Origin of the sequence: Pseudoalteromonas luteoviolacea S2607 (assembly GCF_001625575.1) — a bacterium.
GTDB classification, from domain to species: domain Bacteria; phylum Pseudomonadota; class Gammaproteobacteria; order Enterobacterales; family Alteromonadaceae; genus Pseudoalteromonas; species Pseudoalteromonas luteoviolacea_E.
In genome coordinates, this window is the sequence record NZ_AUXV01000045.1 from 21,305 (window position 1) to 43,287 (window position 21,983).

Consider the following 21,983-nt stretch of genomic DNA (forward strand, 5'->3'; position numbering starts at 1 on the left):
CAGGAACTTAAGGAGTCACGATGTTTTACGATTTAGCACGTCGTTATATGTTTAATAAAGATGCGGAGTGGGCGCACGACTTTGCATTAGGCAATCTACGCCGCTTCAAAAATACCCCGTTAAGTCTCGCATGGTCACAGTCACTCCCTAAGAAGCCAGTTAATTTCTTAGGACTAGAGTTTGATAACCCAGTTGGTTTAGCAGCTGGTTTGGACAAAAATGCAGAATGTATTGATGCATTTGGTCAAATGGGTTTTGGGTTTATTGAGGTGGGTACCGTTACACCAAGACCGCAGGTTGGTAATGACAAGCCACGTATATTTCGTCTTCCAGAAGCGCATGCTGTAATTAATAGAATGGGCTTTAATAACAAGGGTGTGGATAATCTTGTCGCAAATGTAAAAGCGTCGAATTATACAGGGATCCTTGGGATCAACATTGGTAAAAATAAAGACACACCGAATGAGCAGGGTAAAGATGATTACATTCATTGTATGCGTAAAGTGTTTGAACATGCTTCGTATATCACTGTAAATATTTCATCACCGAATACTCCAGGGCTTCGAGATTTACAATATGGCGAAGCGTTAGATGATTTACTACAAAGCCTTAAAAACGAGCAAGTAGATTTAATCGCGAAACACAATAAATCGGTACCAATGCTTGTAAAAATTGCGCCAGATGTAGATGCTGTTCAATTAACACAAATCTCCGAATCTCTTGTAAATAATCGCATTGACGGGGTCATTGCGACGAACACAACACTCGCGAGAGAGGCTGTTGAAGGGCTTGAGTTCGCTAATGAAGCTGGTGGCCTTTCAGGCAGACCTGTACGTGAAAAGTCCACTCACGTTGTCAGTGAATTAAAGCGTTTAACTGACGGGAAATTGCCAATTATCGGAGTGGGTGGAATTGATAGCGCAGAAGCTGCGCAAGAAAAGTTAAATGCAGGTGCTGATTTAGTTCAAGTATATACAGGATTTATATACGAAGGCCCGCAATTGATCAAAAGGATCGTAAATTCTTTATAAGGATCAGGCATATTACGAAATGATCCTAAATAAAAAGTTATTATAAATATTTTTACACTTGCAAAAATCGCGATATACTACGAGTTACTGTTAGTTTGGAGAAGTAGTAATTCGGAGGCGATTTTGCAAGCATCAAAAGAGTGGCGTTGGTTACAGTGTCACACACAGAATCGGTTGCTTGTTGACCTCGGAGACGAGCTACAGTTGTGTACCCCTTTTAGGTTGCGTCAACTAACAGCCGATTCTATATCCAGCCCAACTTTTAGCGTTGAAGAAGCCGAATTTTACCAGAATGTGTTCGATTACTTGTGCACTTATGGTGTTTGGTCTGAAGCGCAGTGCTGTCAAATATCACTGAATGCTACCGCTACAAAATTCCATTTACTTCCCATGCAAGCCAAAAGCTGGTTTTTCAGTCCTTATACAGGTTCTGATGTGTTGTGTAATGCGGTAATCTCACTAGAGTCGAAAGAAATGACTGGTGAGTGTTTAATCGTAGACCACGACAGCGAAGCCAGTCTGTGTGTTAATCTCACTGCTAATTTCAAGCTCGATGAAAATATTGTGCTCGAACAATTTCAAGCAATTAAAGTGCTTAACAATCGTATCCACCCTCTATTAGTCAGTAATAAACTCGTCAGAAGAGCGTAATCCAATCCCAGTCTGTAAACAGCTGTGTTATACTCGCGTCAATTGAAATTATAGGGTTATCACATTGCAGTTTATTGCACTTACGTCGATTGGTATCGAGAATTTATTAGTTGAAGAGCTTCAATCTTTCGAAATTAAAGTAACTAAGCAAAGTATTGGTTCAGTACGTTTTGATGCTGATAATTTAACAGCACAGAAATTCTGTATGATGACACGCTATTCAACACGCGTAATGTTGCTGATTGATGAGCACGAAGATATTAAAAATAAAGATGACCTATATAAATTTGCGCGTTTTCAGGGCTGGCAGGAATGGTTTGGTCCAAAACAAACATTTGCTGTTGAGTTTAATGGTACCAACAAAGAGCTGAAAAACAGTCAGTTTTCTGGACTTGTGATTAAAGATGCAGTTGTAGATTATTTCCAAGATCTTTATGAACAACGTCCTTCTGTTGATAAGCAAGATGCTAACGTTCGCATTATTGCAAAATTAAATAAACAGAAGCTCGCTTTATACCTCGATTACTCAGGCCCAAGGTTGTCAGACCGTGGTTATCGAACTAAGCAAGGTAAAGCACCTATTCGTGAGCATTTAGCGGCTGCACTAGTGACTCGTAGTGGTTGGTTAAATGACACTTCTAAACCACTTTTTGATCCTTGCTGTGGCTCAGGTACATTGTTAATTGAAGCGGCGAGTATGGCATTGAAATTGCCGACTAACCTAAATAAAGCCTTTGCTTTTAAAAGACTTCCTAGTTTTAGAGAAGCAAAATTTAAAGAGCTGCAACAAACACTTAAAGCTGAAAAAAATGATTCTAAACTGTGGTTAATTGGGCATGATATTGATGCGAAAGTCATCGAAACTGCACAATCGAATGCTAATCGAGCTGGTTTAGGCGAGCAAATTCAATTTAACGTTGCTGATGCAGGCAAACTTCAATCCGTCGCTAAGCGCCCTGGAACTGTTTTAAGTAACTTGCCTTACGGTGAGCGTTTAGGATCTATGGCTGAACTCATTAGTTTATACCGTAATATGGGGGCGAGCTTTAAGAAATACTTCCAAGATTGGAATGCCGCTCTTTTAGGGACTGACGATGAGTTGTTCAGGCTGCTCAAACTTGCATCTAAAAAGCGATATAAGTTTAAAAATGGCCCGATTGATGTGACGTTGTATCTTTATGAGTTAAATGAGAAACAAGTTGCGCAAAATCAGCAAGCGTCTGAACTGCACTACGAGCAATCTCGTGCTTTTGCAAATCGATTAAAGAAGAATAAACAAGGCCTTAAAAATTGGCTTAAAAAAGAATCGGTACAGGCTTACAGGTTATATGACGCAGATATTCCTGAATACAATGTTGCCGTTGATGTGTACGGTGACAACGCGGTTATTTTCGAATATGCAGCGCCTAAAGAAATCAATGCAGAAGTTGCCGACAAACGTTTACAGGATGTGATTTCCTTAACAGCTGAAACATTGCAGATTTCTCCAAGTAATCTCGCTGTTAAAGTTCGTAAGAAACAACGTGGTGATGAACAATATACCTCGTATGAAAAGCAAAATCGCTTACAAGTTATCGAAGAATTTGGAGCGAAATTTAAAGTTAACTTGTATGACTATCTCGACACAGGTTTGTTTTTAGATCATCGACTAGCACGTCGCTTTATTCAGCAAAATTCAAAGGATAAGCGGGTACTGAACTTGTTTGCGTACACAGGCACAGCGTCAGTACATGCGGCACTTGGTGGCGCGAAAGCTGTGACAACAGTAGATATGTCCAAGACTTATTTAAAGTGGGCGGAAGAAAACTTTGCTTTGAATAACCTTAAAAATCCTCGTTTTAGATTTGAACAAGCTGATTGCCTCAAATGGTTAGAACATGCGAAAGGTCAATATGATTTGATCTTTTTAGATCCCCCAACGTTCTCTAATTCTAAGCGAATGAAAGATGCGTTTGACGTGCAAAGAGATCACATCCAGCTATTAACTTGGGTAAAGAATATCCTGAGTCCAGACGGTGTGCTGTTGTTCTCTAATAACAAACGCGGTTTTAAGATGGACGAAGTTGCGCTAATAGGCTTAGGCTTGAAAGCAGAGAATATTTCTGCGCAAACGTTGTCGCCAGATTTCAAGCGTAATAAGCAGATCCACAACAGCTGGTTAATTACTCATGGCTAAAGTGACCTTGTATTACACACAGGGGTGTCATTTATGTGAAGAAGCGCTCTCGTTAGCGCTTTGTTGCGTTCGTGAAGGTGATATTCTTCACCAAGATATTTTGGAAAGTGAGGCTTTGGTTGAAAAATATCAAACCTCAATTCCTGTTTTAGAAAGTATAACTACTGGTAAATTGCTATATTGGCCGTTTACCCAACAACAAATTCAAGAGTTAGTACAAGAAGATGGATTTAATAAGAATAGCTAAAGCGCAACTTGCTTTCGGCTCTCATCCGTTATTAGACAATGCTGATGCTCTCATCGAAGCCGGTGAGCGAGTGTGTATTGTTGGTAGAAATGGTGCAGGCAAGTCAACCTTACTAAAAGTATTAGACGGCCAAGTCGTACTTGATGATGGTGAAATAAATAGATTAACTGGCTTAAAAGTTTCTCGATTAGAACAAGATCCACCTAAGGGCGCTGAAGGGAGCGTGTTTGATTATGTCGCCAATGGGTTACCGGAGGTTGCTAGTTTACTTATTGAATATAATCATGTTAGTGAAGCGCTTCAAACCGATCAATCTAACTCTTTGTTAAATCGACTAGAGCGTCTATCAGCTGAAATTGAGGCGGCTGATGCTTGGCGGTTTGAAAGTAGAATTAACCTAGTACTTAGCCAATTGCAGCTCACAGCGCAAATGCGTTTGGAAAAGCTATCGGGTGGTTGGTTAAGAAAGGTGGCACTGGCAAAAGCGCTTGTGGGAGACCCAGATTTACTATTGCTTGATGAACCTACTAACCATTTAGACATGGCGAGTGTTGAGTGGCTGGAATCATTTTTAAAGGACTTTAAAGGCGGCATTGTATTTATTTCTCACGACCGTGCTTTTATTCGTGCTGTCGCTACACGTATTCTAGATTTAGATCGAGGTAAGTTAATATCTTACCCTGGAAATTACGCTAAGTACCTAGAGCAAAAAGCGCATGACTTAAAAGTTGAAGAAACACAGAATGCGCTTTTCGATAAGAAGTTAGCAGAAGAAGAAGCATGGATACGTCAAGGCATTAAGGCGCGTAGAACGCGAAATGAAGGGCGAGTTAGAGCTCTAAAAGCCTTGCGTGTTGAACGTAAGCAACGAGTCGAGCAAGTGGGCAAAGCTGATTTTAACATTGAGTCGGCAGAGCGTTCAGGGAAGTTGGTTTTTGAAGCTAACTTCGTTAACCATGCATTTAAAGATAAACCTATCGTTAAAGATTTTTCGACACTGGTTATGCGTGGCGACAGAGTGGGCTTAGTTGGCCCAAATGGGATAGGTAAAACAACATTGCTAAAGCTATTATTCGGCAAGCTTTCTGCTGACAGTGGCAAAATTAAACAGGGTGTCAATCTGGAAGTTGCCTACTTTGACCAGTATAGAGAGAAGCTGGATGAAGAGATGACGGTACAAGACAACGTTGCTGAAGGAAAACAAGAAGTTTCTATTGGTGGACGTAGCAGACATGTGTTGGGTTACTTACAAGACTTCTTATTTCCACCAGCAAGAGCAAGAACACCTGTTAAAGCACTGTCAGGTGGTGAGAAGAACCGTTTATTACTAGCAAAACTGTTTTTGAAGCCTTCGAATGTACTTGTGCTCGATGAGCCAACCAATGATTTGGATATCGAGACCTTAGAGTTATTAGAAGAAATAATCACACAGTATAAAGGTACAATTTTAATCGTAAGCCATGACCGTGAATTTATCGATAACACCTGTAATAGTGTGTGGGCATTCGAAGGGGATGGTGTTGTCACTGAAATCGTCGGTGGCTACAGTGACTTTGAAGCTTACCGAGAAAACAAGCTCGCTCAGCAAAAAGCACTAGAGAAACTAGACAAAGAGAAGAAAGCTGCACCAGCGGCTAAGAAAGAGACAAACAAGAACAAATCAAGCAAGTTAAGTTACAAATTAAAACTTGAATTAGAAAGCTTGCCAAGTAAAGTAGAGGAACTTGAGGCAGCTCTAGAGAGCCAGCAAGAATTAGTTAACTCTCCAGAGTTCTTTAAACAAGACTCCGAAGTAACACAGCAAGCGTTGAACCAATTAGCAGAACTAGAGTCAAAGCTCGAAACCGCGTTTGAACGCTGGGAAGAATTAGAAGCTTTACAGAATCAGCAGTAAGGATTGAGATGAAATATTCACTTTTAGCCGCCAGTATCGGTTTGTGCTTTTCAGGGCAGCTGTTTGCTGTCACTTATGATTTAACAGAATTACCAACGAATGAAAAAACAAAGCATACCTATATTATGGATGCAAATGAGTCTGGCGCGATAGTTGGCCGCTCAACAGAATTGTTCAATCTGCCTATCGATGTGAGTTACATTGATATTGAAGACAGCGGCATCAAGAGCGCATATGACTCTTGGAAGCGAAACCTAGAACTTCGTGATGAAACTATCGACTTTACACTTGAACAGATCAAAAATGAAAATGCGGCTGCGACAAACGCAGATGCTAATTTATTCATGCGTAACTTCCTCTCTTCACGCGCTGGGAATGCGGAGTTCCAAAAATTAAACTCAGGTATAGCCTCAATTTTTTCAGCTACGACCGCTGAAGAGAAAGTGTTATTTGATGCTAATCGTAGTTATACAAATAATGAACTATCTCGCTCTACAATTCAGTTGCTCACTGCGGTTGCATCTGATGGTACCGCTGTTGGTTGGGGTACTGCACCTTACGACCAAATTCAATTTAGGAAGAAAGATGAAAATGAAGACACTACTTTTTTCCAAAGAGCACACACATCACGCGCTATATTGGTAAAGCCAAGCGGCGAAGTTATGGAATTACCTGCTAAGTTTACGGACGATTATGGTAGTTACAGTATTGCGACAGATATTAAAAAATTAAATGACGGTTCTTACCTAGTTGTCGGTCAAAGTGCTGTGAGTGTTGAAAAAGACTCCCAAGACCGATTTAACGATAATTGTAAAAATGAAGATGAGCCAACCGCAGTTTGTGCATGGGAATTGCAAAATGCAGGCTACTACGATCTTCGTGCCTATCAATGGAAACTGGATGCTAACTTTAACATCATTGCAGCTGATACAGACGAATTGGGTATTGGTTTAACTCGAAACGATGATGAAGAGCGCATTCACATTAGTTCTGCACTAGCCGTAAACAGTGCGGGTATTGCTGTCGGTAATTCCAATACACGTGAAGGAGATGACTTCATCGTTAGACAGCGAGCGGGCTATTATCAGGGCGGCGCTTTTAAACCTGTGGTTGATCACGACAAAGGTTATGAGTCTAGTAGAGCAGTTGCCATAAATGATAATAACATTGTTGTTGGTTATCGTATGGACGAATTTTCTACTGGTAATAATTCTAACGTGAAAGGTTATTACTATGAGATTGATAACGCGAAGTACGTAGAAATCGAATCCTTCTACGAAGGTTCGGATATGTATGTTAGAGATATCAACAATGCTGGGCAAATTATTGGTCAAGCAGAGGTTGAAAAGAACGTTGCATCTCCGCGTAGAGAAGCGTTTCTGTTTGATAAAGCGACAGGCAAGCTAAACAACATTAATGATCTACTGCCATGTAAAAGTGCTGAATTCCCATATGATGTTTCTGAAGCGATTAAAATTACTGAAAATGGAAACATTTACGCAATCGCAACTAAGACAGTAAACAGAAAAGATGCGCTCGGCAATAATATGAAAGACAGTAATGGCAATGACGAATTCGAGTCTGTGGCTATCCCTGTTCTTTTGACCAGAAACAATAGTGGTGAACCGGCACAGTGTGCGCCGGATGAAGCAGAAACTTACGAACGTGGCTCAGCATCATTTGGCATGCTCAGCTTACTGGCTGCACCTCTGGTGATGTTAAGAAGACGCAGAAAAGCAAAATAATTAAGAAGGCCCTCACTGTAGGGCCTTTTTTAATTCCGTTACATTAGCCGTAGTAGAACAGGGTGAAAAAGGCGAGATGACGTATAAACAGGCGCAGAGCGTTATGCGTTCAACATCGTTCAACTTTCTTAGTTTGGCTTCGAAAGCATGGTCGTCCTTGGGGGTAATCGATAACGAAAGTGTGTTGCTTGTTGGGTATATCAAGGCCTGCTCATAAATCACGCTGGCAGAGTGTGCAATATTGCTCAGTAGAGTATCAATAGTTTCAACAGAAATACAATGTCAGTTGTTCAAAGACAGACGGGTATAATTGCTCTCATAATGCACTAGCAGAACGCGTTTATGGCATCTTTAAAGGCGAGTGTTTTTTGTACAAATGAATGGCTTAAATGAAGCTAAGAAAATGATTGAAGAGTTGATAGACATTTATCTTTTAAAAACAAAACGCCCGACGGCATACATTGGGCGTTTTGACTGAAAAAGCTGTTATCCAATATCAGGACTAGTCACGCAAATGACTTTAAACCACAAGTAGTTCAATCCACCTGATTACGAGCTTCCCACGCTTTATTGACCGAGCGTCTCCACAAATAATCAATGCCAAAAAAACCAATTACAGCTGCAATACAAGCGCAGATGAGTGAGCCAACCATAAATGCAGGCCCAATCGTGGAGATACTTTCGCTTAACCATGCCCATGTAGGCTCGAAATGAAATGGCTGTAACTCTTGACCAAGCGCAAAAACGCCGACAAGATAAGAGCAATAAAAAATAGGTGGCATTGTCAGTGGGTTAGTTATCCAAACAAGTGCTATCGACAGGGGTAAGTTAACTCTGAACGGTATGGCAAGGGCTGCCGCAAGTACCATTTGAAAAGGAACAGGGATGAACGCAAAAAATAGTCCAACTGAAAAGGCACCTCTGGCTGAACGTCTGTTTAAATGCCAAAGGTTCGCATCATGCAATAAATTTCCAAATATCTTTAACGATTTTTGTTCTTTGATCTTATTGTGATCAGGTAAAAAGCGTTGGATCGTTTTCTTCGCCATATAGAGCAACCATCTACTTCACTATTGATTTGCTTTGGCATCATTTTTGGGTGCCTAATATCCGTGTTTTATCTGGATTCTTGGCAGTTACCCAGCAGTATTGCCATGCTTGTTTTTGTTAGTAGCTATTTTAAGCCTTTTTCGAATGTTTTGGCAGGTTTTATTTTAGGTATTTTTGTTACACTTTCTCACTACCATCTTTTCTACCATTTGGATTGGGAAAGGGAGGTCGTGAATAAGCCGGTTGAGATACATGGCAAGGTATCAAAAATACTAAACCGTGGTAGCTACTCATACATCAAGTTAGATGTATCCGTGCTCGATAAGTTTCATGTGCCACCATTTAAAACGGTTTATGCGAATTTGGCGGTTGTAAATGGACCAGATAGCTTAGCGCGTGGAGATGAGATTGCTGGTCATGGAAACGTGCGGCTTTTTCGCTCTCGTAAAAACTTTGACGTGTTCGACGCTGAGTTATATGCATTTCGTAATCATATTCACTTTAAAGGGAAGGTGGAGATAGAGTCAATTTCAGCTGCCAAAATTGGTTGGCAGGAAGCATACCGAGCGTTTATTTTCAAAGTATTTAGTAACTACGAGTTAGGTTGGTTGTACTACGTGTTACTTAGTGGAGATAAGTCTCATATCGCATCACAGGACAAAGAGAATTTTAGAAAGCTGGGCTTAAGCCATATTATGGCAATTTCGGGTTTACATATTGGTATCTTGTTTACTTTGAGTTTTGCGATCTTAAAAGCGGTTGTGTTCATATTACCAAATAAGTTAAATCAAGGAATTAACATTAATATCGGCTGCTTAATCGGTGCGCTTTGCTTGGCTGGAATATATGTTATTTTAAGCGGTATGCAGGTGTCTGCCCAACGAGCTTGGTTGATGGCTGCACTCGGGGTTTTGTGTTATTTCTTAGGACTGCGATTAAGCTTTACAAGGACTATAGTTTATGCGCTTGTACTCATCGTGCTTTTTACACCGTTTTCTTTGTTAAACATAGGTCTTTATTTTTCATTTAGCGCAGTGATTGCAATTCTCTGGTTATTGTCGCTGCAAACAAACATCCTGTACCAAAAACAAGGCGGCTTGTTTAAACTTAAATGGTTGGTTTTGTTACAGGTCGTCATTTTTTTATTCTTACTGCCATGGAGTTTGTTTACCTTTCAAGGAGTGAGTGTTTCTGGCCTGTTTATAAACCTAGTTATGATCCCTTTTTTGGGAGTGGTTCTTTTTCCTGCAATAGTGGCACAATGCTTTGCGTCACTGCTATTTGATCTACACCTCTTAGGTGGACTGGATAGCCTACTTTCCACGTCTTATGATGTTATACAACATTGGCAATACAACTGGTTGTCGGTGGGTAGCATTGCGTTTCAAGAGTTGGGATTGACGTTACTCTGTATTTTGCTTTTACTTAATAGAGACACAGCGCGTTACGCTTGTATACCTGCTTTGATCTTAATTGCAAGATGGCTAACACTGCCATCACCGCATTGGCAAGTAGACTTTTTCGACGTAGGTCACGGGAGTGCGGTACTCATATCTCGCGACGATGAAGCAATTCTTTACGACCTTGGGGCCAATTACTTTGGCACATACTCTATTTTTGAAAATGTCATTTTGCCGTTTGTACGTGCTAATAATCTATCTCTTATTCATACTATAGTGAGCCATGATGATGGCGATCATGCCGGCGGGCTAGCTGATCTGATAAAAAATGGATATGGGGAAAGTTTACACACATTTCATGGTCACAAATATCAACAGCCCTGCGTTAACGGAACCGTTCGATTTGGGGAATTAACGGTCACAACAATCTGGCCAAAAGAGAAGCAAAATAACGATAACAACAGTTCATGTGTTGTACGTATTAGTGATGGTAAGCACAGTTTGCTGTTACCTGGAGATATCGAGTCGAGCACAGAAAATAAGCTAATAAAAATGAGCGAAAAATTGCTTCCTTCGACATTTCTGTTGGCACCCCATCACGGTAGTAAGACCTCATCGGGTATTGATTTTGTTCGTTCGGTTAGTGGTGAAGTCGTTGTTTTTTCGAGAGGGTTCCACTCTCCGTGGGCATTGCCGCATCAGGAAATCGTAGCGAGATATGGTCAGGCTGGATATAAGATGTTTGATACGGCCTTAGATGGACATATTCAAATTCGTATATTTTCTAATCACTATGAGGTTTTATTGGCCCGAGAAGCGAAAAATCTATGGTTTTTAAGATAATGCATTCAGTTTTCGCGTTATGGCGGATACAATACAAGGGTTTTGAAGTTTTAGAGTAACGCTATGCAACAGTCTGGAAAGCAAATTTATAAAAGGCTTTTGACTTACACTTATGAATTTAAACTTGCGGCATTTTTTGCTGTGTTTGGCATGCTTGGTTATGCAGCGATGGATGCGCTTTTTATCCAGTTAATGAAACCATTTATGGACGATGGATTAACACAGGGTAATCAAGATGTATTGGCAATGGCCCCAATTGTGGTTATTTTACTGGTGATGGGCAGAGGTATTTTTAACTATATGTCCTCGTACTGTTTGAGTTATGTGGGTTCTCAAGTTGTTCGTAAATTGCGTCAACAGCTGTACGAGCATATGTTATTTATGCCTGTTTCATTCCATGACAAACACTCTAATGGTGAATTAGTCTCGAAAATAACGTTTGATACCGAGCAGGTTCAACAGGCGGTTACGCGAGCTTTGCAAGTTGCAATCCGAGAAGGGGCATTTGTGGTGTTCTTACTTTGGGGTATGTTCGCGATTAGCTGGAAATTGTCTCTTCTCTTTTTGGTGATAGTTCCGTTTGTTGCGATTGTTGTGAGTGTTGTTTCTAAACGATTCAGAAAAATCTCGAAAAAAATACAAGACGCGATGGGCGCAGTGACAAGAGGCTCAGAGCAAATGCTTTCGGGCCACAAAGAAATTCACGGATTTGGTGGCCAAGAAAAAGAGATTAAACACTTCGCGATGGTGAATAATCACAATAGACAACAACGCGTGAAAATGGATGCAACTCGCGCATTGAGTGTGTCCGTTATTCAGCTGATTGCAGCAAGTGCAATGGCGGTAGTACTCGCAATTATTGCAATGCCTGATGTACATGAGTCGTTGACGCCAGGTGTGGTCGCGTCACTTATCACTGCGATGGTCATGATGTTAAGACCTCTAAAGCAATTGGCGAATGTAAATAGTGATTTTCAACGTGGTATTGCAGCCGCAAAGAGCATTTTTGAAGTACTAGACCAAGACAAAGAGAAAGACACAGGATCGTACGAAGCTAAGGCTGTCCGCGGTGAGATTAGTGTTGAGAATGTGACATTTACTTACCCAACTAAAGATGAACCTGTAATCGAAAATTTATCACTGCATGTAGAAGCTGGTAAAAGTATTGCGTTGGTCGGGCGAAGTGGCTCTGGGAAGTCGACACTCTCTAATTTACTACCTAGGTTTTACGAGCTTGATGCAGGAAAAGTAACACTTGATGGCGTTGAGTTGACTGATTACTCGCTGGCATCTCTTCGTAAGCAATTTGCTTTGGTGTCTCAGCATGTAACCCTATTTAATGACACAATTGCTAATAACATCATGTATGGGCTAGAAACGTCCCTGACTAATGAAGAATTAGTAAAAGTAGCTAAGCAAGCGCATGTTTGGGAGTTTGTAAAAGACTTACCTGACGGGTTGGATACGGAAGTGGGAGAAAATGGCGTTATGTTATCTGGTGGACAGAGACAACGTATCGCCATTGCCAGAGCAATCGTCAAAGATGCACCTGTACTTATATTAGATGAAGCGACTTCAGCGCTGGATACCGAATCTGAGCGTTTGATCCAAGAAGAGTTAGAGCAGCTGATGAGTAATAAAACATCTATTGTGATAGCTCACCGCTTATCTACGATAGAGAAATCTGATCAAATTTATGTACTAGACAAAGGGAAAGTGTTGGAGCAGGGCAAGCATGAGGAATTGTTAGCAAAAGACGGCGCGTATGCCGCGCTATGTAAAATGCAATATGGTGAGTAACAGTGAGCAAAATAGAAAAAAGCTGGTATCGACCAATGGGCGTTTTAAATATTGCTCTATTGCCGTTAAGTGCTTTGTTTTGGTTAGTGAGTAGTGTGCGCAGGGGGTTGTTTAAGCTTGGTATTAAGTCCTCGTATAAAGCAACTGTGCCTGTTTTAATTGTTGGTAATATCGGTATTGGCGGCAACGGTAAGACACCATTTGTATTGTGGTTAGTGCCTTATTTAAAGTCACTTGGACTAAAAGTGGCTGTTATAAGCAGAGGCTATGGTGCTAAGCCGCCTCATACACCTTATCAGATCAATCAACAAAGCGCGCCAGAGCAAGCTGGTGATGAACCGCTACTGATTTTTAATCGTCTAGGCTGCGATGTCGTGATTGGCGGCGACAGAAAAGCAAGCATTGAGTACCTGATAGAACATAATGAGCCGGATATTATTATTAGTGACGATGGGCTTCAGCATTACCAGCTTGCGCGAGACATTGAAGTCTGTATTGTGGACAATGAACGCCGGTTTGGTAACGGGTTACTGCTTCCAGCAGGCCCGTTACGAGAACTTCCGGGGCGCCTAAAGTCAGTAGACTTAGCTGTGTACAATGGTTCTATAAAAGAAGATGGCTATTCACTATGCACCACTGGAATATACAGTGTAAAGACAGGTGAAAAGCTCAAAGCACATGCTACACAAGGGGTAGCAATAAGTGCGATAGGCAACCCATCTCGATTTGAAAAATCATTGCGAGCAAACGGGATAACCATTACGCAAACAAAACACTTTGCAGATCATCACTTATACGGTGAACAAGATTTCGAACCATATATAAATCAACCGGTGTTTATGACAGAAAAAGATGCAGTTAAGTGCCAAAAATTTGCAAAAGAAAATTGGTACTTCTTGCGTGTAGACGCCGTTCCATCAGATGCACTTATAGAAAAGTTACATCGTTTATTAGAAAAGAAGGGGATTATTGGTCATGGCATTTGATACAAAACTATTGGAAATCATCGCTTGTCCTGTATGTAAAGGCAAGTTGGCATATGACAAAGAAAACAAAGAGCTTATTAGTACCGCGGCTAAGTTAGCGTACCCGATTAAAGATGACATTCCGGTATTGCTTGAAAATGAGGCGCGTGAATTGAGTCAGGAAGAGGTTGAGAAGTGGAATTCATAGTTGTCATTCCTGCACGCTACGCTTCAACGCGTTTACCAGGTAAGCCACTTGTAGATATCTGCGGCAAAACCATGATCCAACGTGTTTTTGAGCAAGCTGAAAAATCTGGAGCCAAGGCAGTTTACGTTGCGACTGATCATCAAAAGGTGTTTGATGAAGTTAAGACATTTACTGATAACGTGTTGATGACTAGAGAAGATCATCAGTCTGGTACCGAGCGTTTGGCAGAAGTAGTGGATATTCTAGGTTTAGACGATGAAACATTGATTGTGAATGTCCAAGGTGATGAACCTTTACTGGAGCCAGAAAATATAACGCAAGTAGCTCAGCTGCTTTTTGCATCTTCTGCACCAATGGCAACTTTGAGCGTTGATATTGAAAGTGTCGAAGAAGTTTTGAATCCAAATGCCGTCAAAGTCGTTAGTGATGCAAACCACAACGCGTTGTATTTCTCTCGTGCATCTATTCCATTTCAGCGAGACAGCATGATGGAGTTGGATGAGGCAAACATCCCTCTTGAGCATTTTAAGCGCCATGTGGGTATATATGCTTATCGCGCAGGATTTATTAAAACTTATTTAGCGCTTAGCGTTTCGCCGCTTGAAGTTCAAGAATCGTTGGAGCAGCTAAGGGTTTTGTATCATGGCTACCCTATAAAAGTGACGAAGGCTGTAAAGCCCGTTCACGCAGGTGTTGATACGCCAGAAGATTTGGCCCGTGTCATAGAGTTTCTTAATGGCTAAATTTGACATTATCGCCCATCACGCAGATTTTGTTGTCGCTTATAAGCCGAGTGGGGTGAGTTTTCACAGTGAAAATGAAGCGGGCTTTGTCGCATTGCTTGAAAAACAGCTCGATATTAGTCTTTACCCTGTACATCGTTTAGATAAGGTCACCTCCGGTTTACTTGTCTTAGCAACTTCCAGCGATGCAGCACGTGAGCTAACTTTGCTTTTTACCGAACGGTTGGTCAATAAGTTTTATCTAGCGCTGATAACCGATAAACCTAAGAAAAAGCAAGGTTGGATAAAAGGGGATATGGCTAAGTCTCGCAGGGGGACTTTTAAGTTATTAAAAACGCAAGAGAACCCTGCAATTACAAGGTTTTATTCGGCTAGTGTGCGGGCAGGACTTCGAGCTTGCTTGATGAAACCTTTTAGCGGCAAGACACACCAATTACGTGTCGCGCTGAAAAGTTTGTCTGCGCCTATACTAGGTGATGAAAGCTACGGTGGAAGTAGCTCTGATAGAGTATACCTTCACGCTTTTTACCTTGCTTTTGATTGGCATGGTGAGCACATGAGTTACAGTGCTGTACCAAAAGAAGGTGAACATTTCATGCATTTGATTAAGCATGATGTATTTAATTCGTGGCAACAGCCCGAGCAGTTAGAGTGGTAATATGACAGAGCAAGATACGTCACTACGATTTGGTGGTATTGGTAGGCTATATGGGAATGAACAGCTACTTTGGTTGAATGAAGCCAATTTTTGTGTAATTGGGATTGGTGGAGTAGGTAGTTGGGCAGCTGAAGCGCTAGCCAGAACGGGTATCGGACATATCACGTTGATCGATTTAGATGATATTTGTGTAACCAATATTAACCGTCAATTGCACGCTGTCACAGATACTGTGGGTGAAATCAAAGCAGAAGCAATGAAAGCTCGTTTAGAAAACATTAACCCAGCTTGTAGAGTTACTGTAATCGATGATTTCATTACGCTTGAAAATATTAAAGAGCACATTCAAGGCTTTGACTACGTCATCGACTGCATTGATGCTGTAAAAGAAAAAGCAGCTTTAATTGCCCACTGCAAACGCAATAAAATTCCCGTAATAACAACGGGTGGGGCGGGTGGCCAAACGGATCCGAGCCAAATTTGTTTTGGTGATGTTGCTAAAACAACGCATGATCCATTGCTAGCTAAAGTACGTTACTTATTACGAAAGCAGTATAATTTCACCTCCAATCCGAAACGAAAATTTGCTGTCGACTGTGTTTACTCGACAGAACAACTTGTTTACCCAACTGACGACGGTAATGTGTGTAAAGCTAAGCAACAAGCTGATGGCAGTAAAAATATGGACTGTGCAACAGGGTTTGGCTCTGCAACCATGGTAACCGGTAGTTTTGGTTTTTTCGCAGCGGCGAAATCTGTGCGTAAATATTTAGATAAGCGCGAGAGAAATCGTTAACATTAGGCGCATTTCAGTTGCTTTACTGAAATGCGCTCACTTGCGTTTTTATACGCTCGATGATGGCTTTTACGCCATTGCCTCGAGATGGGCTTAAATGTTTTATCAGCCCCATTTGTTCGAATAATTCATATGCGTCGATTTCTTTTGCTTCGTGCGGCAGTCGATTATTGTAGGTTGCCAGTATTATGGCGAGAAGTCCCTTTACGATACGTGTATCAGAGTCACCAATGATCACTAATCGCTCTTGATTTTCGTCTAAGTCTAAATGTAGCCAAACATTACTCTCACAACCCTGAACGAGGGCATCAGGAGTCTTTAGTGCTTCAGGTAAAGCTGGTAATTTTTTCCCAAGCATCATAATTTCTCGGTACTTGGCTTGCCATCCGCTTAAACTGTTTAGACGATTTTGAATTTGAGTGATGTCCATGATTATTCTTCCAACATATCAATAGTATCTTTTAACGCATCGATAAATGTATCGATGTCTTGGTATGAATTATAAAATGCCAAGCTTACTCGGACCGTGCCCGTCAATGATAAGTGCTCCATTAAAGGTTGCGTGCAATGATGGCCACTTCTGACCGCAACACCATACGTATTTAAAAAGGTCGCGATATCGAAGTGGTGCTCGTCCTTATATGTAAAACTGACCACACCTATGTTTTGTTTAGTGTCCCCCCAAATCGTAATCCCGTCTATATCGTGAAGTGCATCAACTAAATAGCGATATAGAGATTGCTCATAGTGAGCAAGCGCAGAAGCATCAATTGCATTTAAGTAATCGAGGGCAGCACCGAACCCAATAACTCCGCTGATATTCGGTGTACCGGGTTCAAACTTGCCTGGGGCAGCTCTAAACGTAGTGCCTGAAAAGCTCACGCGTTCTATCATTTCTCCGCCGGTTTGATAAACCGGCATGTCGTTTAGTAACTCATAACGACCAAAAAGGCCGCCGACGCCGGTTGGTCCAAGGGCTTTATGAGCTGAGAAGACGAAAAAATCGCAGCCTAAAGCTGTCAGATCTGGCCTTAGATGCAAAAAGGACTGCGCGCCATCTATAACCGTGATGGTCCCACATTGATTTGCTACATCAATTAAAAAAGCTACGTCATGAATGTTCCCCAGTGCATTAGATGCGTGACACACGCTAAGAATTTTGGGCCGTAGCGTTTTAATTAATTGCTTTGAAGCCTCTAAATCTAAAATGCCTTGAGGGCTAACTGGCAGCGTTTCGATTCTGGCTCCTGTTCTTTGCGCAGCTTGTTGCCATGGAACAATATTGGCATGATGCTCAAGCGGAGAAATTAGGATTACATTGTCTTTATTGAGCTTGTCAGAGAGACCATAAGCAATGAGGTTGAGGGAGTCTGTTGCACCTTTAGTCCATACCACTTCTTTTGCAGTGACATTCAGAAAGTCGGCAAGCTTTGTTCTGACAGCTTCATACTGCGTTGTTGCGGCGGCACTAAGGGTGTGTGCGCCACGATGTACATTCGCATTTTCTTGCTGGTAAAATTTATTCACTGCATCAATTACACTCTGCGGCTTTTGTGTTGTCGCAGCGGAGTCGAAGTAACATAGTGGTTGTTCATCAACTTGAGTGTGTAACAATGGAAAATCTTTACGAAGTTGCTCGATCAATGTGTGTACTCTGCAAGGACTATAAACGGCAGAATTCTACCTAAATGTAAGGGCCTTGCAACCCTGTACTAAAAATTACATAAAGCAAATGCAAAAAAGACAGCCACAGCTGCCTTTTTACGCTTATTAGAGTTTAATGTTGGGGCTTTGGAGGGAAGTTTGCCAAAATATCTTTCACGGTATTATTGACCGACTCAGTACGTTTTTCTGGAGATTGGTTTTTTCTTAATCGACCTTCTTTGGCACCTCGCCAAACAAGCTGATTTGAAACGCGGTCGACGATGTCTATGACTAATGTGCCAACTTCATACTCTCTCGCTTGAGTTTGAGTATGCCAGCCAACGCCCCAGTAATTCCATCTTGCTGTGTAACTTGTATTAAAGGTATCAACATCGAGTTTTGTGTCTACAGAGGCATGAAAGTTAACCATGACATCTGCTTGCTGAGCATCAACTAGCTTGAAGCCATGTTGGCTCATTTCAGATTTAATTGCGTTACGAACTCGCTTCTCCATTAATTCGCTGATTTGATAATTTTCGGCACCATTATCAAAGTCAGTGTCCGGTGACCAAGCAAACGTTTTATAGTTTGCGAATTTAACAGATTTATCGTAATCCCAATCGGGTGTGTTAGTGCATGCGGTTAATACAAATAAACTCAAAGCTACAAGCAAGTTGCGAGTCATTTTTTACTCCTTAACTAAGGCGTAACGCCTTTTTAAACAAATTGGGGTCTAAATTTATTAAATGTAATCACTCATTTATCAATAAATAGACCCTAACTCTAAGACCAGAATTTATTATGAATGTTCCACTTCAATCCAATCTTTTTCGTCCACCCAGTTTTGGCTACCTTGATTAACACTGCGTATCGGAACTAGATAGTCGCAACTGATCTGCGGCTTAACCGACGCAAAGATTGGTACAAACCCAAAACTTAATGCGGTTTCAATTATCGCTTTTTGGTTCTGAGGGTCAATATCCGCAGCTTCATCAATATAAATGGGTATACGGTACAGAGCTTGCTCCTGATCAGAAAGTAAGTATCTGATGAACAGCATGCCACATAACAACTTGATTGTAATACGTGTACCATTTGAGCCAGCCGAGTCAATTTTATCGAAATGCTCTGTTTCTCCAGCGCGATTCACGACTTCAAAGCGTATATCAAACAAATCAGTCAGTGTTAGACCCGCTTTTTCACTGGCAAGTTTAATAATATGATCTTTGGCTTCATTAACTGCTTTTTCATCTGCTGGTGCGTCACTCAAAAGGTCGAAGCTTTCACCTTGCTCATATTGTTCTGATGTGCTGATGATAGTATCAATACTTTCAACCAACATCTTTCTCGGAATAACATTAATTTTAAATGCCTTTAAATTGGAGATGCGGTGCTGGCTAATGCCGCGGTTGAAGCTATTCATTTCGCGGCGCAGTCGGTCTAAATCTTCACGCAACCCTTTAATGGTTGCTGCAACTTCTGTTAAGGCGACACGTGCTTGACGCTCTACGGCATCTCTCTCATTATCAATGTTATGATATGCACTGATGAGTTTAGCGTATTTAGTTGATTCGTCGGTCTCGTTGTCAAACTTGGTAATACCTGCGTTGTATATATGCAGGTAAGTGTTACGTACATTAACGTCTAGATTTCGTAACTCTTGGCAGTCTTTGTTGAATTGGTGAACAATTTCAGACAAGTTATCAAAGTCTATGGTCACATCGATAGGATAGGGAGTCTGTTTCCCCTCATAAATGGATAAAGTGTGATCGATACGTTCAGACTTAACCTGCTTTAGCCTATCACTCTGTCTTACAATCAGATCTTGTTTGCTCTTAATGATCGAGCGACGATCTGAAATTGATCCGGCGTTTCGCTGAACATCTTGCAAGTAATCATCTACTTGCTCTCGCTCTGCACCCAATTGGTCTTTAAGTGCTGTTTGCGCATCGACAGATTGCTGCATTGTTTGAAACTGCTCAAATCGTTTCAACGCTTCTTCGGTTGCCATCAACTCTTGATACAAGCTGTCTCGCTCTTGTTGCTTGTCTGCAACGTTAGCGGCAACTTCGCGTTGCTGCTTCAACTCATTCAGGGAGCGTTGCAATGCGTCTAATTGGGCTTGCAATTGTGATTTATTTTCGCCGCTTTGCATCTGCACTGGCGCTAGTTTCTTAAGTTTTATTGTCGCCCCAGGTAGCTGTAGCTCCCCTCCTTTTACAGCGGCTGAAAGAGAAGAGAGAAAATCGGCAAACGCATCTTCATCGTGTATATTTACTTCCCCTTGTGACGTGGTTGCAAACGACAATAGATCGGGGTTAAGGATCCTAGAGATCTCTTCCACTTCTTTCAGGGATAAATCTTCGCGCATACGAGTAAACAAATTGAACTCAAGGTTCTTAAGCTGAAGTTTCAAGCTCTTAATTTGTTTTTGTGTTTCGCCAATTCGGTAATCAAGCGTATGTAAGCTTTGGCCTTGCGCGCTATTTATTGAAAATGACAGCTGCTCGTACTCTTTCTTAAGAAGAGTGAGGTTTGTTTTGAGCGTAGCATGATTGGTCAGTTCAAATTCTGATTTAAGCGCACTATAGTCTGTAAACCACTGCTCAATCTGAGTTTGTTTTCGCTCAATATCTCTAGATTGTTGAACAAACAGTTGTTGCTTTTGCTCAAATTCGCGCTTTTCTTGCTCGATGTTTTCTAGTTGTTCATTGAGCTCATCAATCTGAGATGTCTGATATTCGTCAAACGCAATAATGGCTTGATCGATTTTAGGTGCGTAAGCTGCTAATTTTCCCTTTATGGTGGCTTCACTTTCAATCATTTGTTCAAGTGCACCAATGGGTTCCTGCATTGATTCAAGCGCACTTAGTTCACGTTTTGAGCGGTTAACCTTGTCAAATGCCCGTCGCCAAACTTCGTAAAAGTCTACCTTAGAGTTAGACATATGGCGTTCAAATACACGAAGCATAAAGCGCTTAACATCGTGTGCACCAAGCTTATGTAAGTTTAAGATTCGTCTAAATATTTCTTTGTAAATAGCGGCATCTTGAACATTGTTCAAAGGGATCATTTTAAGGTTTATGTCGCCATCATAAGGCGTTGCACCACCAGTCAAAAGTGCATTGAGCTCAGCAGCTTTCAATTCAATGGCTTTATAGCCTTTGCTATCCAGATGCTTAAATAGCTTGGTGTACTTGATGATGCTTTTACCTTCGGTAAAGTCATCGAGATTCAGTTTACCGTTATAGCAAAAAAACTGATGTGCATAACCTGCTATTTTACCAAGGCCTGCCACGCCAATGACTACATCACCATGCGGGAGGTTGGCCTCAAGCAATATATATGATTGGTCACTTGAGAAGTAAAACTTGCGCGTTTCTTCCAAGTCATGACCATCCCACTCAGTAAGACGCAGATCATTAACTAAAGGAAATTGCAAAGCATTGATGACTGAGCTTTTACCTGTGTTATTTGGAGCACAGATTGAGGCGCTTTTATCTAGTGGTATAACGCATTTTGCATAACCAGCCGTGTTTAACAATGCCAGCTTACTTAAACCATACAATTCGCTCATACTTCTTCCTCTAGCGCATCAAAATTGTCTTCATTTACTTCCATCAAAGCATCGATGTATCGGTATATAGGGGCAAGTAACAAAAAACCTTGTTCGGCTTCTTTACACAGACCTAAGCGCAACATGCGTAAAAATACATCTTTACGTAGGTCAGACCCTGAAAATATCTCTAGCTGGTCAAAAAGGTGCTTGTTCAATTGAATGAGAGTTTGCATTAGCTCTAAATCAATGTGCTCATCGAATAGGGCTCTGAGAGGGTCTTTGCCTTGGTTAGCGTAATACTCGATTAGGATGAAAACAGTAAGCGCAATCGCACGGCTGATTTTACCCATATTTGGGGTACTCTCGTCACTTGCAAGGTAATAAAACCCTCGTCCATCATGCTGTAAATCGTGACCTAAGGCTGCAAATAATGCCTGATATGATTCAATGTGTTGATCGAGTTCTTGCCATAGCGTCGTATCTTGCTCGCTAATGTGATAGCCACTGGCAAGCTTCTTATTGATAGCTTGCAGTTGTGTGAGTTCATTAAGGTTAATATTCGTCATGTATTTC

At 41.3% G+C, this 21,983-nt stretch carries 19 protein-coding genes and 1 pseudogene; 14 read left to right on the forward strand and 6 right to left on the reverse strand.

Annotated elements, in window-relative coordinates:
- Positions 1–20: 20 nt before the first annotated feature.
- The 7 genes and pseudogenes from pyrD to N480_RS25785 form a co-directional block, all read left to right on the forward strand.
- Positions 21–1,031, forward strand: a complete 1,011-nt coding sequence (gene pyrD, locus N480_RS16360; RefSeq protein WP_063373526.1) for a quinone-dependent dihydroorotate dehydrogenase — start codon at positions 21–23, stop codon at positions 1,029–1,031.
- A gap of 120 nt (positions 1,032–1,151) precedes the next feature.
- Complete coding sequence (locus N480_RS16365; RefSeq protein ID WP_063373527.1) at positions 1,152–1,682, forward strand: cell division protein ZapC domain-containing protein; 531 nt, start codon at positions 1,152–1,154, stop codon at positions 1,680–1,682.
- 64 nt (positions 1,683–1,746) lie between these two features.
- Complete coding sequence (rlmKL, locus tag N480_RS16370) at positions 1,747–3,858, forward strand: bifunctional 23S rRNA (guanine(2069)-N(7))-methyltransferase RlmK/23S rRNA (guanine(2445)-N(2))-methyltransferase RlmL (RefSeq protein WP_063373528.1); 2,112 nt, start codon at positions 1,747–1,749, stop codon at positions 3,856–3,858.
- On the forward strand, positions 3,851–4,105 hold the full coding sequence (locus N480_RS16375; protein ID WP_063373529.1) for a glutaredoxin family protein: 255 nt from the start codon (positions 3,851–3,853) through the stop codon (positions 4,103–4,105). The genes rlmKL and N480_RS16375 overlap by 8 nt, the downstream gene beginning before the upstream one ends.
- Positions 4,083–5,999: an ABC transporter ATP-binding protein gene (locus N480_RS16380; protein ID WP_063373530.1), complete on the forward strand. Its 1,917-nt coding sequence runs from the start codon at positions 4,083–4,085 to the stop codon at positions 5,997–5,999. Before N480_RS16375 ends, N480_RS16380 begins: the two co-directional genes overlap by 23 nt.
- 8 nt (positions 6,000–6,007) lie before the next feature.
- Positions 6,008–7,744, forward strand: coding sequence for a DUF3466 family protein (locus tag N480_RS16385; protein WP_063373531.1), 1,737 nt, complete (start codon positions 6,008–6,010; stop codon positions 7,742–7,744).
- Between the two features lie 227 nt (positions 7,745–7,971).
- Positions 7,972–8,218 (forward strand): annotated as a pseudogene (locus tag N480_RS25785) (IS3 family transposase); the annotation flags it as partial.
- 62 nt (positions 8,219–8,280) lie between these two features.
- On the opposite strand, the gene N480_RS16390 reads toward N480_RS25785, so the two are convergent.
- Positions 8,281–8,793, reverse strand: a complete 513-nt coding sequence (locus N480_RS16390) for a DUF2062 domain-containing protein (RefSeq protein ID WP_063373532.1) — start codon at positions 8,791–8,793, stop codon at positions 8,281–8,283.
- Positions 8,794–8,817: 24 nt separating this feature from the next.
- Between N480_RS16390 and N480_RS16395 the strand changes: the two genes are divergently transcribed.
- The 7 genes from N480_RS16395 to tcdA all read left to right on the forward strand — a co-directional run bounded on the left by N480_RS16395 (position 8,818) and on the right by tcdA (position 16,207).
- The gene (locus N480_RS16395) at positions 8,818–11,037 is read left to right on the forward strand and encodes a DNA internalization-related competence protein ComEC/Rec2 (protein ID WP_331245798.1); all 2,220 of its coding nucleotides are present in this window, start codon (positions 8,818–8,820) and stop codon (positions 11,035–11,037) included.
- A gap of 63 nt (positions 11,038–11,100) precedes the next feature.
- Positions 11,101–12,837 (forward strand): lipid A export permease/ATP-binding protein MsbA, encoded by a 1,737-nt coding sequence (msbA, locus tag N480_RS16400; protein ID WP_063373533.1) that lies wholly within the window; start codon positions 11,101–11,103, stop codon positions 12,835–12,837.
- A gap of 2 nt (positions 12,838–12,839) precedes the next feature.
- Entirely contained in the window at positions 12,840–13,823 is a 984-nt protein-coding gene (lpxK, locus tag N480_RS16405) for a tetraacyldisaccharide 4'-kinase (protein WP_063373534.1), read from the forward strand.
- Complete coding sequence (locus N480_RS16410; RefSeq protein ID WP_063373535.1) at positions 13,813–14,010, forward strand: Trm112 family protein; 198 nt, start codon at positions 13,813–13,815, stop codon at positions 14,008–14,010. The genes lpxK and N480_RS16410 overlap by 11 nt, the downstream gene beginning before the upstream one ends.
- The gene (gene kdsB / locus N480_RS16415) at positions 13,998–14,753 is read left to right on the forward strand and encodes a 3-deoxy-manno-octulosonate cytidylyltransferase (protein WP_063373536.1); all 756 of its coding nucleotides are present in this window, start codon (positions 13,998–14,000) and stop codon (positions 14,751–14,753) included. Before N480_RS16410 ends, kdsB begins: the two co-directional genes overlap by 13 nt.
- Entirely contained in the window at positions 14,746–15,411 is a 666-nt protein-coding gene (locus N480_RS16420; RefSeq protein WP_063373537.1) for a TIGR01621 family pseudouridine synthase, read from the forward strand. The genes kdsB and N480_RS16420 overlap by 8 nt, the downstream gene beginning before the upstream one ends.
- Position 15,412: 1 nt before the next feature.
- Positions 15,413–16,207 (forward strand): tRNA cyclic N6-threonylcarbamoyladenosine(37) synthase TcdA, encoded by a 795-nt coding sequence (gene tcdA / locus N480_RS16425; protein WP_063373538.1) that lies wholly within the window; start codon positions 15,413–15,415, stop codon positions 16,205–16,207.
- 22 nt (positions 16,208–16,229) lie between these two features.
- Here the strand turns inward: tcdA and N480_RS16430 are convergent, their stop codons facing one another.
- The 5 genes from N480_RS16430 to N480_RS16450 all read right to left on the reverse strand — a co-directional run bounded on the left by N480_RS16430 (position 16,230) and on the right by N480_RS16450 (position 21,976).
- Complete coding sequence (locus N480_RS16430) at positions 16,230–16,637, reverse strand: SufE family protein (protein ID WP_063373539.1); 408 nt, start codon at positions 16,635–16,637, stop codon at positions 16,230–16,232.
- A 2-nt stretch (positions 16,638–16,639) separates the two neighbouring features.
- Positions 16,640–17,851: an aminotransferase class V-fold PLP-dependent enzyme gene (locus tag N480_RS16435; protein ID WP_063373540.1), complete on the reverse strand. Its 1,212-nt coding sequence runs from the start codon at positions 17,849–17,851 to the stop codon at positions 16,640–16,642.
- 133 nt (positions 17,852–17,984) lie between these two features.
- Positions 17,985–18,536 (reverse strand): DUF4136 domain-containing protein, encoded by a 552-nt coding sequence (locus N480_RS16440; RefSeq protein ID WP_063373541.1) that lies wholly within the window; start codon positions 18,534–18,536, stop codon positions 17,985–17,987.
- Between the two features lie 114 nt (positions 18,537–18,650).
- Positions 18,651–21,428, reverse strand: coding sequence for a hypothetical protein (locus N480_RS16445; RefSeq protein WP_063373542.1), 2,778 nt, complete (start codon positions 21,426–21,428; stop codon positions 18,651–18,653).
- Complete coding sequence (locus N480_RS16450) at positions 21,425–21,976, reverse strand: condensin complex protein MksE (protein ID WP_063355973.1); 552 nt, start codon at positions 21,974–21,976, stop codon at positions 21,425–21,427. Before N480_RS16450 ends, N480_RS16445 begins: the two co-directional genes overlap by 4 nt.
- Positions 21,977–21,983 lie beyond the last annotated feature (7 nt).

Bases quoted from the DNA above. Each gene is read 5' to 3' on its own strand.
- N480_RS16420 (WP_063373537.1), top strand. From the start codon at position 14,746: ATGGCTAAATTTGACATTATCGCCCATCACGCAGATTTTGTTGTCGCT.
- tcdA (WP_063373538.1), top strand. From the start codon at position 15,413: ATGACAGAGCAAGATACGTCACTACGATTTGGTGGTATTGGTAGGCTA.
- N480_RS16430 (WP_063373539.1), bottom strand. From the start codon at position 16,637: ATGGACATCACTCAAATTCAAAATCGTCTAAACAGTTTAAGCGGATGG.
- N480_RS16390 (WP_063373532.1), bottom strand. From the start codon at position 8,793: ATGGCGAAGAAAACGATCCAACGCTTTTTACCTGATCACAATAAGATC.
- N480_RS16440 (WP_063373541.1), bottom strand. From the start codon at position 18,536: ATGACTCGCAACTTGCTTGTAGCTTTGAGTTTATTTGTATTAACCGCA.
- N480_RS16450 (WP_063355973.1), bottom strand. From the start codon at position 21,976: ATGACGAATATTAACCTTAATGAACTCACACAACTGCAAGCTATCAAT.
- N480_RS16445 (WP_063373542.1), bottom strand. From the start codon at position 21,428: ATGAGCGAATTGTATGGTTTAAGTAAGCTGGCATTGTTAAACACGGCT.
- N480_RS16410 (WP_063373535.1), top strand. From the start codon at position 13,813: ATGGCATTTGATACAAAACTATTGGAAATCATCGCTTGTCCTGTATGT.
- pyrD (WP_063373526.1), top strand. From the start codon at position 21: ATGTTTTACGATTTAGCACGTCGTTATATGTTTAATAAAGATGCGGAG.
- N480_RS16375 (WP_063373529.1), top strand. From the start codon at position 3,851: ATGGCTAAAGTGACCTTGTATTACACACAGGGGTGTCATTTATGTGAA.
- msbA (WP_063373533.1), top strand. From the start codon at position 11,101: ATGCAACAGTCTGGAAAGCAAATTTATAAAAGGCTTTTGACTTACACT.
- N480_RS16380 (WP_063373530.1), top strand. From the start codon at position 4,083: ATGGATTTAATAAGAATAGCTAAAGCGCAACTTGCTTTCGGCTCTCAT.
- N480_RS16385 (WP_063373531.1), top strand. From the start codon at position 6,008: ATGAAATATTCACTTTTAGCCGCCAGTATCGGTTTGTGCTTTTCAGGG.